This is a genomic window from Paenibacillus sp. sgz302164, assembly GCF_056120505.1.
The window spans coordinates 42032-56291 of record NZ_JBVYOL010000003.1 but is presented as its reverse complement, the minus strand read 5'-3'; the positions used below and the strand labels follow the sequence as shown (position 1 = coordinate 56291).

Sequence of the window (14260 nt, the reverse complement as noted above, 5' to 3'; positions counted from 1 at the left end):
TGGAGCTTATGCATCGCAAAAGTGTCTGGATCGATACGTTCGTCATCGTCGTCCTCATAGCGGCTGCTGCCGTCATGCTTACGCCCTATCTTTGGATGGCGCTCTCTTCGCTCAAGAGCAACATGGACATCATTTCGGGCTCAAGCGGCTTTTGGCCGAAGCATCCGAGCCTGGACGGCTACCGCACCGTGCTGCGGGACGCTCCTTTCGGCAAATGGCTGTTCAACAGCGCCCTGACTTCCGTCATCATCACGGCGGCGACGCTGTTCACCAGCGCGCTTGCCGGATACGTTTTCGCCAAGCACCAATTCAAGGGCAAGCGCCTTATGTTTCTGCTCATTTTGGCGACGATGATGATTCCGTTTCAGGTTGTGATGATTCCGACTTATTTGATTACGGCGAAGCTCGGACTTATCAACCACTTGATGGCAGTCATTTTACCGAATCTGGTCAGCTCCTACGGCGTATTTTTGGCCAAACAGTTCATTGAGGATATTCCCGAGGACTTGCTGGATGCGGCCAGGATCGACGGTACGGGCGAGCTGAAGCTGATGGTTCGCATCGTTGCTCCGCTCATACTGCCGATGCTGTCGGCGCTGGGCATTTTCACCTTCATGAATTCGTGGAACAATTATTTGTGGCCGCTCATTGTGCTCAACGATATGAACAAAATGACGGTTCCGCTCGCACTGGTCTATTTCAACGGTACGCATGTCGTCAACTACAACGTCGTCATGTCGGCGGCCGTGCTCATTACGATTCCGGTTATTATCGTGTTCCTTATTTTCCAAAAGCAGTTCATCAAAGGCTTGACGATGACGGGCATGAAATAAATGCATACAAGGAGAAGCATATGACGAAAATTACGATCATTGGCGCAGGCAGCGCATTCACGCAGGAGATTGCAATGGACATTTTGAATATTGCAGGAGTGGACGGCGGCACGATTGCCCTTGTAGATATTGATGCGGGCCGGTTGGATATCGCCAGACGGCTGGTGCTCAAAATCGTAGAGATGACGGGCAAAAAGTGGGACGTTATCGCATCTGTCGAGCGCAGGGACGTACTCGCGGGCTCGCAGTTCGTGATCAATCAGATTGAAGTTGGCGGGCTGCAAACCGTCAGATACGAATACGAAATTCCGCTGAAATTCGGCGTCAACCAATGCATCGGGGACACCTTGGGCCCCGGCGGTTTGTTCAAAACGCTGCGCACGCTCCCCAGCTGGATGGACATCGTCAAAGACATCGAGGACTTATGTCCGGACAGCATCATTCTCAACTACACGAATCCGATGTCGGCGGTAACTTTGCTGACCTCCCGCATTACGGACATTCCGGTCGTCGGGCTGTGCCACTCGATTCAGAACACGTCCCGCCAGTTGGCGAAATACGCCGGCGTTCCGTACGACGAGCTTCAGTGGAGAGCTGGGGGGATCAATCACATGTCCTGGTTCGTGGAGCTGACGCATCAAGGGCAAGATCTGTATCCGGTGCTGCGGGAAAAAATCCAAAATCCGGACCTGCTGCGCAAAGATCCCGTGCGCTTCGACGCGATGAAATATTTGGGCGCTTTCGTCTCCGAATCGAGCGGCCATTTCTCGGAGTACATTCCGTACTACCGCAAGCGGCAGGAGCTGATTGATCTGCACTGCAATTCCGGCTACAATGGCGCTACCGGCTACTATGCCGACAATTGGCCGATTTGGCGCAAGGAAAACGACGAGAAAATCTTGCAGCAGTTGGAGGGTACGGCGCCACTTGAGCTGCAATCCAGCAACGAATACGCTGCAGTCATTATCGAAGCGATGCTTAAAAACGAGACGAAGGTGATCTACGGCAACGTGCCGAATCAAGGACTTATTCATAATTTGCCGCAAAACGGCGTCGTCGAAGTCGCCTGCATGGTTGACCGCAACGGCGTCAACCCTTGCCGCTTCGGCGAGCTGCCGGAGCATCTGGCGGCGCTGTGCCGCAGCAATATGGCCTTCTTCGAGCTGGCCGTGGGCGCCGTGTTGAACAACGACAAGGAAATGGCCCGTCATGCGCTCATGGTCGATCCGCTCTCCGCGGCCGTCTGCTCGCTGGCCGAAATCAGCGACATGTTCGAGCAATTGTACGAAGCGGAGCGGGATTACATCCCGGCGCTCCGATGATGCGCGCCGGCCAAGGGGCCCGGCCCCGTACTGTTATTGTCGCCGGCGAGCTGAACGTAGACATCATCCTGTCCGGCAGCGACGTCGTGCCGGAATGGAACCGCGAAAAAATAATCGACGGCTTCCACGTCGTCTTGGGCTCTTCCTCGGCCATTACGGCGTGCGCGCTGGCGAGCCTTGGCATGGATGTCCGGTTCGTCAGCGTAGTCGGCGACGATGACTTCGGAGCGTTTTGCACGGCTGAGCTGCGCCGCATGGGCGTAGGCACCGAGCATATCAAGCCGCTGTCCGGCGTGAAGACCGGCGTGACGCTGTCGTTCTCGACGCCGTCGGACCGCGGGCTGCTGACGTACCCGGGCTGCATCCCGCTGCTCGCGCCGGAGCACTTCCCGGAGCAGCTGCTGCAGGAAGCGGACCACCTTCACTTCGGCTCGTACTATTTGCAGGACGGGATGAGGCCGCATTGGAAGGCGCTTTTCGGGAACGCGCGCAGCCAGGGCGTCAGCACCTCGTTCGACACGGGATGGGATGTGCGCAATGCGTGGGACCGCGAAGGGATTTGCGCACTGCTCGCGCATACCGATTTGTTTATACCGAGCGAAGAGGAAGTTTTCCATATTTTCGAAACCGATTCGATCGACGGCTTGTTCGCGAAGCTGCCGCCTGACGCCGGGCTCGTTGCCGTCAAACAGGGCTCCAGAGGGGCGACGCTGCGCGAGCCTGGAAAAGCGCCGTTAACAGCGAGACCATACCGCGTAATGCCTGTCGATACGACCGGAGCGGGGGATTGCTTTAACGCAGGTCTGATCTATGGCTATCTGCAAGGCTATAGAGCCGGGCAACTGCTTCAATACGCGAACGCTTGCGGCGCTTTATCGACTCAGGGGTCCGGCGGCACGGGCAGTCTGCCGACGGCGGAAGGCGTAGCCCGTTTGCAGGCGGCTGACTGAGCGCCCATCCGGATTGCACAAACGGTACAGCATCTTTCATTTTGCCTGTGACAGACTCCTGGAATGACGGTTCCGCTTCGGAAAGGGGGTGATGCGAGAAGGTTTCGGGTACTGCAGCCTCAAGAAATTCGCTTGATTTGAAAGCGCAAGGCCAAATACTTGATCAGGGAGATGATGGTTCGTGTTGAAAATTGGGAAAAGTGCAATTATAGGCATGAGTATCGCCGCATTAAGCCTTATAATCGGAGAGGTTCGTCCGTCGTCGGCTTCCGCCTCCGGGCCGGAGTATTACGTATCCGCGACAGGCAGCGATTCGAATGCCGGCACCAGCAGCGCGCCGTGGAAAACGCTGCAGCATGCGGCGGACGCAGCCGATCTGGGGAGCACGATCTATGTGCGGGGAGGCGTCTACAACCAGAAGCTGAAAATAACGCGCTCCGGTTCCGCTGCGCAAGGGCCGATCACATTTACCAATTATGCTTCCGAGGTTCCGATCATTGACGGAACGGGACTTTCCGTCAGCGGTGCGGAAGGAATCGTCGATCTTACAGACGCCAACTACATAACGATCAAAGGTTTCGAAATCCGCAATTATACGACGACGACGAACGGCGCCATGCCGGTCGGCATTTACGTGCACGGTTCCGGGAGCTTCATCAGCTTGCTGAACAACAAAGTGCATGATATCAAAAATACGGCGACTCCGACAGGCAGCGCCTTGAGCGGCAGAGATGCGCACGGCATCGCCGTGTACGGCACGAAGGCGCCCGATTCGATTCATGACATCACCATCGACGGCAATGAACTGTACAATAACGTGCTCGGCTCCAGCGAGACGCTTGTATTGAACGGCAATGTCGATACGTTCGCCGTCACCAACAACGTGATTCACGACAATGACAACATCGGCATCGATATTATCGGCTTTGAGGGCAAGTCTCCCAATACTGCCTACGATCAGGCCCGCAACGGCTTGGTCAAGGGCAATAAGGTTTACAGCATTACGTCCAACAACAATCCGTCCTACGGCAAAACGCTGCCGAACAACAGCAACGCGGCTGACGGCATCTACGTCGACGGCGGTAAAGATAGTGTGATCGAGCAGAACTACAGCTACAATAACGACATCGGTATCGAAATCGCTTCCGAGCACGCCGGCAAGTCGACGAGCAACATTACGATCCGCAGCAACATGGTGTACAACAATCGTTTGACAGGCATCGCCATGGGCGGCTATGACACCAAGCGCGGTTCGACCGAAAATTGCAAAATCGTCAACAACACGCTGTACAAAAACGATACGCTCGGCGACGGCAGCGGCCAACTGTACGTGCAGTACGACACGAAAAACAACGTTATCAAAAACAATATTATGGTAGCCAGCTCGTCCGATGTCTTGATCTATAACGAGTACACGAAAAACTCGGGCAATGTCGTCGACTACAATTTGTACTTTGCCCCGGGGGGCAGCTCGAATGCGACCTGGACGTGGAAAAACAAAGCGTACACCGGTTTTTCCGCTTACAAAACAGGAACCGGCAACGATGCGCACTCTTTGTTCGCCGATCCTTTATTTGTCAATGCGTCGGCCAATAATTTCCACCTTCAAGCGACATCCCCGGCGATTGATGCCGGATCGACGGATACGGCGATCATCGGGAATTACGATATCGACGGCCAGGCCAGAGTTCAGGGAGCGGCGGTTAACATCGGCGCAGACGAATAAGGGTCAAGCAACTGAAAGTACCCAAGCCGCGAAGCCGCGACGTGCTTTGCAAACAAAAAAGCGAATGGCCGGGGAAGTCCCGGTATTCGCTTTTTTTGACGTTGATTCCGCATCAGATCGGAATGTAAACTTTGAACCGGGTTTCGGTTTCGCTGCTTTTTACCTGAATGATGCCGTTGTACGTCGAGACGATTTTTTTCACGATATTCAAACCCAAACCGGAGTTTTTGCCGCCTGTCGGCTTGGTCGTGAAGCCGGGTTCGAATATTTTTTGCTCTATCCCCGCAGCGATCGGCTCTCCGTTGTTGATGATTTCGAAAGTCAGCTGATTGCCCTCGATCCGGCCGATCAGCCGGACTTCTTTATCGGCGTTTTTATTCGACTCGGCAACGGCTTCGAACGCATTATCGATCAGGTTGCTGACGATTTTGACCATATCCGTCGCTTTCAGAGCCCCCAGCTGAATGCCGCCCAGGTTATCCACTTCGTGGTGGAAATTGATTTTTCGTTCGAGCGATTGTATGACTTTGGACTGCACAATCGCGCTTAAGGACGGAACGTTGATTTGGATAATATCGTTGAGAGCGCTCGTCTCGCCGATAATTTCTTTCGTGTACCGCTGCAGCTCGTCGTACTCCTTCAGGTGAACGAGCGAGTGGATCGTCGCGACATGGTTGTTAAAATCGTGCCGCTGCTCCTTCATGGAGCGGAAGAGAGAGTCGATGTTATCGACGTACACTTCCTGAATGCTTTCCGCCGTCGCCTCGCGGTTGCGGTTCACAAAACGGATCGCAATGACAATGATCAAGAAGGCGATCATGGCGGTGGAACCTATGAGCAGAAGCAGGTTGGACTGCTGATGTTGAAGCCATTGCTGCACTTTTTCATAATCGGCGGTAAGTCCGATCACCACCGGAAAATCAAGCTGCAGCGGGATAAACATTTTCAGATAAGGCTTCCCGTCCACGGTTGTCAAAAACTGCTGCCGCTGCTTGGATTGCATCACTTTGCCCACATACTCGGCATCCCGGCCGTCCTGCATCAAATACGACCCGAACAAAATTTCGCGGTCGGAAAACCAGACGTAGCCTCCTTTTTTATACTGCGCTTGCTGCTTCAAAAAAATCGGCGGGTTGTACACCGTAATTTCCTTGGCCCCGTTGACCGATTCGCTATGAATAACTTCGTTGATGAAAGCGTCAATGCCGGTATCCCGCTGGTAATCGCGGAAAAAGGTATCGTGCACGAAAGGGTCGAGGATATAGTTCGTCCGTCCGTCGTAGTAATATCCCCATTTGTCGACATACTTCGGATTGGTCATGGAGGTGTTGATCGGTCCGGACCAATAATGCGGCAGGGCTTGTCCCGATTTTACCTGCGTATTCCCGGTATCCAGCAGCTCGTTGAAAGCTATGAACCAGTCGTCGCCCCATCCCTTGGTGCTCATGCCGATTTCCTTGGGATCGGAGGATTTGTAGCCGATAATGTCGTCGCCGCTGCGTTTCATAAGCGTGATGTGATCGACCATCAAATCTTTGCTGATCTCGGCCAGCTCTTCGTTCGTCACCTGCTCGATGTCCGGGTTCAAGCGGTATTGGGCGGCGATCGAGGCGGTTCGCAGGTTCGTTCCGATCAGATTTTCCACGTATTTTTCGCCGGTTTTCGAATGTTTGATAGAAATCGCCAAGTTGTCCGCGATCAGCTGCATCCTGGCTTCCAGTTCGGAGGTCAGCATCCTTTTCGTATAATGGTAGAATACGCTGTCGGTTAGTAGTACAATGATAAGAGAAATCATTAAAATGACAATTGAGGAACGAAATTGCACTTTTTGCTTCTTTTGTATGTTACTGTTCACGCCAGTCCTCCCAAGAATAAACTCTATTGACATCATACATACAACAGTGCAATTTCACTAGGAAAAATATGGATGGGAGAATTTATTGATGAAATTGACATTTTTGGGCTGCGGCGACGGCTTCAGCTTGCTTCAAGGCCACAACAGCGCGCTGCTACAATTCGCGGACACGAACTTATCCATTGACTTTCCCGAATCGAACCACATCGGCCTGCACCAATTGGGCTTAAAGCTGAACGATATCGCGCATATTTTTGTGACGCACCTGCATGAAGACCATATTAACGGGCTACAAAAGCTGGCGCTGTTTCACCGCGTCTACCCCGCCGCCAATAAACCCAAGCTGTTCGTACCTGCAGGACTCCGCGAACCTTTGTGGGAATGCCTGCGCCACGGGCTTGAACTGACAACGCGCGGGAAGCGGGTGCTGGAAGATTACTTCGAAGTCATCCTTGTGGAGCGCAGCTTTGAGATCGCGGGCGTGGAATTCGAGCTCGTCCCAACGCTGCATGTTCCCGGCATGCTGAGCTTCGGGCTTTTGTGCAAGCCTTACTTCTACTTCAGCGGCGATACGGTGTTGGATGCGGCATATCTTGACCGCGTAGCGCCTGAGGTGGAAACGGTTTTCTACGAATGCCACATGCAGGACGATGTGCTGCCGTCCCATACGTCGCTGCAGGAAATTCAGTCGCTGCCTGTGGATATTCAGGACAAAACGATTCTCATGCATTATGTGGACGACTATCTGGACGCCGATTTGAGAGAACCGTTCCATTTGCGCGAGCGGGTTCGGCTGGCCGAGCCTTTGGTTGCGTATACGTTTGGGAGCAAGTAAACGGGCCTAAAGGCAATATCAAAAACCTTGATTTCCAGCCGGAGGTGGAATCAAGGTTTTTGGCCGTACGGGCCGGCAATGCCAGACCCTTAGTAGACGGTCGCGCGTTTGCCGGTCGCTTTAATGCCGTTGGTGCCGTTGACGACGAGATTGCCCCAGGCGGTTAGCGTCTTCCAGTCGCTGCTTTGGGCCATATCCAGCCATGCGTTGGAACTGTCGTTGCCGGTCCAGGACCAGGCCAAATATCCGATTCCTTTGGATTGGCACTGGTTCATGACTTCCTGGGCGTCAACTTTGCTTCCCAGATTGTTATTGCCGTTATTGTAATTGTAGCCGAACTCTCCGACGACGACGGCGAGGCCCAAATTTTTGATCGCTTGAAGCTCTGTGCCGATTTTGCTCGAGTCGTTCCATGCGGCGTACATATGAATGGAGAACATCACATTTTTGTTCGGATCATGGTTCAGCAAAGTTTGCCCGTAAGCTTTAATGGGGGAAGAATATTGTCCCCAACCGGAAGCGTCGATCATAATCGTGTTGGTTATCCCTGCGCTGCGTATCGTCGTGATGGCCGTTTTGTAAGCGTCCCGCCAGGTGGTATCGGCCAGATTGTTGTCTCCCCATTCGTTGGCGATGTTGACAATGACGTATTTCGCATTGTTGATCAGGATAGGTTTAATATCGCTTCTGGCAAAATATTGCGCCATGGCGTTGACTTGATTCGGATCCGTCCCGCCGGTCACATCGTGAAGCTCAATGACGCCGATAAGCTTTAATTGCTTTAATCGGTCGACGATTTGCTGCAAGCGCGCGGCCGTACCACTGGTGCTCCAGACGACCCGTACAGTATTGGCGCCGTTTGCGCTAATCGTATCAAGCGCGGCGTACGCCTGGCTGTCGTACCAAATATGAGGGTTGTTGACTCCGCGCATGACAAAATTCGATCCATTGGCATCCTTCAAACTGGAACCGCTTACATAAAACCCGGAAGCTGCATCCACTTTCGTGCCGTTCGTCAAAACGAGCACCAGCATCAACATCAAGCAAAGGGATACAATACCGGCATTTCTACATGTTTTCATCGTCTCATCTTCTCCTTTCAGGTTTGGGTCCTGCAAGTAAATCCCGCCTGCGGCAAGGCGCGTCCGGCTTCGCAGATTTTCCTCCTTTCATGTAAAAGGGTTTGAGTCAAGCGCTCTCCGGCATGCTCACCTCCTTTGGCATTTTCAGTATAAAGGCAATTCACGGAAAAAGAGTACCTGTCAAAACTAATATCGGTACCTGACAAATCTAATCTCTTTGGAACCACAAAAGACGATAGTCTTCGGAAGATTTGTTATTTATATCGCTAACTTATATGATAACTTTTTTTGCGATTCTAATAAATTTCACTAAAAACAGGATTGAAATTTACATAAATTTGTTTATAATAGCGTTAAAGCGCTTCCAAATCTATTAATTTCCTGGATTCTGTTAGCGATAATGAACTAACAAAATATTTTCGTTAGGAAGGCGGTGCAATGGAAAATCAAAAGTTACGACGAACCTGGCTTCGGGTCAATTCATGCGAAAAGAAGAGGAGGCAATGCATGTTAAAAGCGAAAAAATGGTTGGGGACCGTTCTGACTGCAGCTATTGTAGCTTCCCCCTGGTCCCAGGCTGCGGCATCGGCTCCGGCAATAGCGGCAGCGAATGCGGGCTTCAGCGATTCTCAAGGGCACTGGGCGCAAGCCAGCATAGAAAAATGGGCGGCGAATGGAGTTTTGAGCGGGTATCCCGGCGGAACGTTTCACCCGGATGACGGGATTACGCGAGCCGAATTTGTTACGGCGCTGAACAAATTGTTCGGTTTCTATGTCAAATCCGATCTCGCTTTTGCCGATGTGGTCGCATCGGACCGGTATGCGGAGCAGTTCGCGTTAGCCCGCAAAGCGGGTTACTACGAAGGCTTCCCGGGCAACCGGGCGCACGCCGCCGAGAAGTTGACCCGTCAGGACGCGGTCACACTGTTGGCCCGCGTTTTTGCTCTGCCGGCCCGCAAAGATGTTGCCGTGACGGGCAAATTTCGGGATGCGGCGCAAATTCAGGCGTATGCGTTGAACGCGGTGAATGCGCTTACGGGATTCGTCAACGGTTATGACGACGATATGTTCAGGCCAACGGAGCCGATTACGCGGGCGGAAACCGCTGCGCTGATCGACAAGCTGGTTGCCGGCTTTTATGCAGGCGAGGGAACATTCGAGGGAGGGACGATCACCGGCAACGTCGTCGTGAACCATGGAGGCGCCGTGCTGAAACATGCGACCATCAACGGCAATTTGTACCTTGCCGCAGGTATCGCGGATGGCGACGCAGCGCTCGACGGTGTGAAGGTGACAGGCCGGACGTTCGTCGCGGGCGGCGGCGTCAATACGGTTACTTTTCACGATTCCGATTTGAACGAAGTTTACGTGAACCGCAAGGAAGGCGAGGTACGCGTGGTGGCGAGCGGGACGACGCAAATGGCTCATATTGCCGCGGACCGTTCCGCCAAGCTTGAGTTCGGCGCGGGAACGGCGGCTGCGGCGGCGGATATCAACCAAACGGCAGAGGTCGCCGTGGGCGAAGGGGCCGCCATTGGGGAGTTGAACGTAGCCGGCACGGCAGGCGGAACGAAGATTGCCGGGAACGGGGACATCGCAAAAGCGCAAATTGCGGCGGCCGGAGTTACGCTCAACGGCAGCGAATTGAAACCCGGCTCATACGCAATCGTCAAGGGAAGCGCCGGAACGGCAGCGAACCCTTCGGCAGCGGGGCCGGTATCGTCCGGGTCTGCGTCATCCGATTCGTCGGGCGGTTCCGGCGGTTCCAGTCCGGTGCGCACCGAAAACTTTGCGGATCAAAATGCCAGCTCCGAAACCAAGTCATTATTCGCTTATTTGGAAGATATTCGCGGCAAGGAAATTTTGTTCGGCCACCAGCATGCGACGACAGAAGGCATTTCGATTACGGCCAAGGATGGGACGCAGTCCGATGTAAAGAATGCGGTCGGCGACTTCCCCGGCATGTTCGGTTGGGATACGCTTAGTCTGGAAGGCAAAGAAAAGCCGGGTGCGCTCGGCGCAACCAGGGAAGAAAACCGCGATAAACTGATCGCCGTAATGAAATCGGCTTATCAGGCAGGGGGCGTGCTTACGCTGAGCTCGCACATGCCGAACTTCGTAACGGGCGGAGGCTTCTATGATACGAAGGGCAGCGTCGTTTCCCACATCCTGCCGGGCGGCGACAAGCAGGCGGAGTTCAACCAGTTTCTCGATATGGTTGCGGACTTTGCGCTCCATTTGAAGGATGACAACGGCAAGCTGATTCCCGTTATTTTCCGCCCGTTCCATGAGCAAAACGGAGGCTGGTTCTGGTGGGGCGCGCCGTACCGCACGAAGGAGCAGTATGCGGAAATTTACCGTTATACGGTGGAATATTTGCGCGATAAGAAAGGCGTGCACAACTTTTTGTATGCGTTCTCGCCGAACGGTCCGTTCAACGGGGCGGATGCATCGTTTCTCGAAACGTATCCGGGCGACGACTACGTCGACATTCTCGGTTTCGACTATTACTATGACGGAACGAGCGAAGGCTGGTACGATGCGGCCATGAAGAATGCGAAGCTCGTATCCAAGCTGGCCGACGCCAAAGGGAAAGTCGCCGCCGTCACCGAATTCGGCTATTCGAACGTGAAACCGACGGGAACAAAAGATTTGAAGTTTTTCACCAAGCTGATCGCAGCGCTGCAAGCCGATCCGGACGCCAAGCGCATGGCGTATATGCTGACCTGGGCGAACTTCAGCACTGATTCCATTTTCGTTCCTTACAAAAATGCGCCGAACGGCCTTGGCGATCATGAACTTTTGCCGGATTTCGTCAACTATTACAACGATCCTTATACAAGTTTCAGCCGGGAAGTCAAGGCGGCCAATGTTTATAACAAACCGATCGCGGCAGCTCCCGAGCAGCCGTTCATGCACATCGCGTCCCCGACCGCCAACCAGACGGTGGCGACGACGAAGGCGTCGACGATCCGTGCGCGGGTGCTGAACCAGGATGTGGACAAAGTGGCGTATTATATCGGTGGCGATACGACGGAACACATCATGGCAAGGGACGCCGACGGCTTTTACTACACGGCCGACTGGACGCCGGGGGCAGCGCTGGACGAGTCAGGCACGACGCTGACGGTCATGTCTTACGCGAAGAGCGGCGCTGTGCTGTCACAGACGATTCAGGTGTTTGTAAGCGACGTGCAGGGCAATACGAATCCACTTGTTGTAGACATGTTCGAGAACTATAAAGGCAGCGACGAGCTGCTGCAAGCGGCTTACAGCCCGGCAGGCGATCTGAATACGATATCGTTGGCTGCGGATCACGCGAATGGAGGCAAATACGGCCTGAAATTGGCCTATAACGTAAACGGCCAAGGCTACACCGGCCGGACGAAAAACATGAACAACGCCGACTGGTCGGACGCCAACAAGCTGAAGTTCTGGCTTGCTCCCGACGGCAGCGGCCAAAAGCTTGTCATCCAGATCAACGCAAGCGGCATTTCTTTTGAAGCGTACCCGTCTCTGGCGGGAACGACGGCGGGCATGGTGGAAATTCCGTTCAGCCAATTCGTTCCGGCGCCTTGGGACACCGCGAATGCAGGCAAGGTCATAACGAAAGAGAATCTGAAGGACATCCGCGCCTTCTCGATCTATGTGAACAAAGCTGCAGGTACGTCCGGCACTTTATATTTTGACGATATCGAGGCTTACAACGATGGCACGGGCGGCGTGCCGAACGGCGGAACCGGACCGGGAAGCACGCCTGCGCAGCCAGGGCTTCTGTACGGGTTCGAATCCGGCACGCAGGGCTGGACCGTTGACGTGAACAACGCAAGCGCAAGCGCTGCAGCGGTCACGGCGGATGCGTCGGCGGAAGGCACGCACGCGCTTAGTGCGGCATTCTCGCTGGCAGGTTCCGACTTCGAAATCGTCAAGTTCGAGGACATCGATCTGAGCGCTGTAGATACGCTCAGCGCGATGGTGAAGCTGGCCGGCGGCACGGCCAAGGCCCGTTTATACGTCAAGGCCGGCCCTGACTGGGCGTGGTCGGACAGCGGCAGCTACGATATCGGCTCTGGCGGTTTCACGACTATTTCGCTTCCGCTCGCCGGCATTGCAAATCTTAGCAGCGTCAGGGCAATCGGCTTTAAGCTGGAAAGTTTTAGCGGAATGGGCGAGTCCGCCGTTTATTTAGATAATGTGCGGCTTTCCAAAGGGGGCGCGGTGTTTCAACCCGTCATTTACGGGTTCGAAGACAGCACGGTGCAAGGATTCAGCATCAATACCGATAACAACAACCAGTACAATACGGCGCTCGCCGGCGGGCTTTCGGTAACGGATGCCGCTTACGCCGCAGCCGGTGCGCACGCGGTAAAAACCGACTTTTCGCTTAACGGCGGTCAGTTCCAGATGAGACGCATGGCGCTGGCAGACTTGTCTGGCGCGTCCGCGATCACGGCCAAGGTCAAAATCGTTCCCGCTGCCGGGGCCAACATCGCAGGCGGCGCAACGCTGCAGCTGTTCATGCAAAGCGGAGCAGGCTGGGGAACATGGACAGCTTCCACAGCCGACCCGGCAGCACAGACGGATGCCAACGGTTTTGTTACATTAACGCTGAATATCGGCCATGTAAGCGACCGAAACCTTACGCAAGCGTTCGGGATTCAAGTCATCACGGCTTCCGGCTCCTCCAGTACAGCCACGGCCTATGTGGATGAAATAACGATCTCATAGCAAGCGGGCAAATCACTTTAAGCCTTCAAGCAGCCTTTCGATGCAAACCTGCATCAGAGGGGCTGCTTTTTGCCGTTCGCGCTGGCCCGGACTCGCCTGCGGCTCATCCGTGAATAATTGGTGCAAACTTTCGAGTACAGGCACTTCTGGGCAAACACCCACATACAATGATACTATTCACCATACGTTCAGCATTGGAATCATGGAGGGGGTTGTTGATATGACCGGTTTTTTCGCCGCCATTGCGATTTTCGTCAAACAACTTACGCTGCTCGTTTCATATGTCAAAAATAATGCCTTCCCGCAACCCTTAACCGAGGAAGAAGAAGAAAAGCATCTCAGGCTCATGGCCGAAGGCAATGATCATTCCCGAAACATGCTGATCGAACATAATTTGCGGCTTGTCGCCCATATCGTCAAAAAATTCGACAACACGGGTGAAGATCTGGAGGATTTGATCTCCATCGGGACGATTGGGTTGATCAAGGCGATCGAATCGTTCTCGCCGAATAAGGGGACTAAGCTGGCGACGTTCGCAGCGCGGTGTATTGAGAACGAGATCTTGATGCATCTGCGATCGCTCAAGAAAACGCGCAAGGATGTATCCCTACACGATCCCATTGGCACGGATAAAGAGGGGAACGAAATTACATTGATCGATATCCTTGGCACGGAAGCCGACGATGTTGTGGATAAGGTGCAGCTCAAGATTGAGAAGAGCAAAATCTACAAGAATTTAGATATATTGGATGAGCGAGAGAAGGAAGTCGTGGTCGGGCGGTTTGGATTGGAGCTTGGCGGGGAGGAGAGAACGCAACGGGAGATAGCGAAGGAGTTGGGAATATCGCGGAGTTACGTGTCGAGGATAGAGAAAAGGGCGCTCATGAAGCTTTATCATGAGTTTTATAAGGCGAAGCGGTAATGGGAAG

General features: G+C 53.8%; 9 protein-coding genes. 7 read left to right on the top strand and 2 right to left on the bottom strand.

The window, feature by feature from the left end; all coding sequences use genetic code 11:
• Positions 1 to 8 precede the first annotated feature (8 nt).
• The 4 genes from AC0LWT_RS05875 (at position 9) to AC0LWT_RS05860 (ending at position 4831) form a co-directional block, all read left to right on the top strand.
• Positions 9 to 833 carry a carbohydrate ABC transporter permease gene (locus tag AC0LWT_RS05875; RefSeq protein WP_474680300.1) on the top strand — a complete coding sequence of 275 codons (825 nt, stop codon included), beginning with the start codon at positions 9 to 11 and terminating at the stop codon, positions 831 to 833.
• Positions 834 to 853: 20 nt separating this feature from the next.
• Complete coding sequence (melA, locus tag AC0LWT_RS05870) at positions 854 to 2155, top strand: alpha-galactosidase (RefSeq protein WP_474680299.1); 1302 nt, start codon at positions 854 to 856, stop codon at positions 2153 to 2155.
• Positions 2152 to 3105 (top strand): carbohydrate kinase family protein, encoded by a 954-nt coding sequence (locus tag AC0LWT_RS05865; RefSeq protein ID WP_474680298.1) that lies wholly within the window; start codon positions 2152 to 2154, stop codon positions 3103 to 3105. The genes melA and AC0LWT_RS05865 overlap by 4 nt, the downstream gene beginning before the upstream one ends.
• Before the next feature lie 181 nt (positions 3106 to 3286).
• A complete protein-coding gene (locus tag AC0LWT_RS05860; RefSeq protein ID WP_474680297.1) occupies positions 3287 to 4831 on the top strand; it encodes a right-handed parallel beta-helix repeat-containing protein in 1545 nt (514 codons plus the stop codon).
• Positions 4832 to 4943: 112 nt separating this feature from the next.
• Here AC0LWT_RS05860 and AC0LWT_RS05855 read toward each other — a convergent pair whose 3' ends face one another.
• Entirely contained in the window at positions 4944 to 6686 is a 1743-nt protein-coding gene (locus AC0LWT_RS05855; protein WP_474680296.1) for a sensor histidine kinase, read from the bottom strand.
• Between the two features lie 88 nt (positions 6687 to 6774).
• Between AC0LWT_RS05855 and AC0LWT_RS05850 the strand changes: the two genes are divergently transcribed.
• Entirely contained in the window at positions 6775 to 7521 is a 747-nt protein-coding gene (locus AC0LWT_RS05850) for an MBL fold metallo-hydrolase (protein WP_474680295.1), read from the top strand.
• A gap of 89 nt (positions 7522 to 7610) precedes the next feature.
• Here the strand turns inward: AC0LWT_RS05850 and AC0LWT_RS05845 are convergent, their stop codons facing one another.
• Entirely contained in the window at positions 7611 to 8603 is a 993-nt protein-coding gene (locus AC0LWT_RS05845; protein ID WP_474680294.1) for a cellulase family glycosylhydrolase, read from the bottom strand.
• Positions 8604 to 9110: 507 nt separating this feature from the next.
• Here AC0LWT_RS05845 and AC0LWT_RS05840 point away from each other — a divergent pair.
• On the top strand, positions 9111 to 13331 hold the full coding sequence (locus AC0LWT_RS05840; RefSeq protein ID WP_474680293.1) for a glycosyl hydrolase: 4221 nt from the start codon (positions 9111 to 9113) through the stop codon (positions 13329 to 13331).
• Positions 13332 to 13551: 220 nt separating this feature from the next.
• Positions 13552 to 14253 carry an RNA polymerase sporulation sigma factor SigK gene (gene sigK / locus AC0LWT_RS05835; RefSeq protein ID WP_474680292.1) on the top strand — a complete coding sequence of 234 codons (702 nt, stop codon included), beginning with the start codon at positions 13552 to 13554 and terminating at the stop codon, positions 14251 to 14253.
• The last annotated feature ends 7 nt before the right edge of the window (positions 14254 to 14260 follow it).